This is a genomic window from Psychrobacter sp. 1U2 (genome assembly GCF_051847575.1).
Genome location: NZ_JBPYDC010001107.1, coordinates 1 through 704, shown reverse-complemented (window position 1 = coordinate 704; position 704 = coordinate 1). Strand labels below are relative to the sequence as shown.

Here is a 704-nt window from a genome sequence, read left to right as displayed (position 1 = left end):
ACTGCTTTGAGCTTGAGTGTAAAGCACTAAAACGCGTACGTGATGAGATGGGTTTGACTAACGTCGAGATTATGATTCCTTTCGTACGTACCGTTGGTGAAGCAGCAGAAGTCATCGAGTTGCTTGAGAAAAATGGTTTAAAACGTGGCGAAAATGGTCTACGCGTTATTATGATGTGTGAGCTACCTACCAACGCCTTACTAGCAGAAGAATTCCTAGAGCACTTTGATGGTTTCTCAATCGGTTCAAACGACTTGACTCAGTTAACGCTTGGTCTTGATCGTGACTCAGGTATCGTCTCACATTTGTTTGATGAGCGTGATCCTGCAGTTAAGAAACTATTGTCTATGGCGATTGAAGCTTGCCGTAAAGCGGATAAATACATCGGTATCTGTGGTCAAGGTCCATCAGATCATCCAGACCTTGCGTTTTGGCTCATGGAGCAAGGTATCAGCTCTGTATCACTAAACCCTGATTCAGTCCTTGACACTTGGTTCTTTTTAGCGGGTGAAGAAGCACAATAAACTGCAGTATTCAGTCACCGCAGTAATTCACACAGTCATTAAAGTTACTTTGATTAGGGTCTATTTGATTTTTTCGAATAGACCCTAATATAATGATTTAAGATATGACTAATTATGTAGGCAACTATGCAGATTTTCCTTGCTCGAGACAACGTACAAGCAGGTCCATATACATTGGAT

1 protein-coding gene is annotated in these 704 nt (G+C 41.5%); it reads left to right on the top strand.

Annotation, left to right across the window (positions count from 1 at the left end; all coding sequences use genetic code 11):
* The coding region (locus ACS8FD_RS20640) for a putative PEP-binding protein (protein ID WP_439277242.1) at positions 1 to 524 on the top strand (524 nt) is incomplete at its 5' end.
* Positions 525 to 704: the final 180 nt, after the last annotated feature.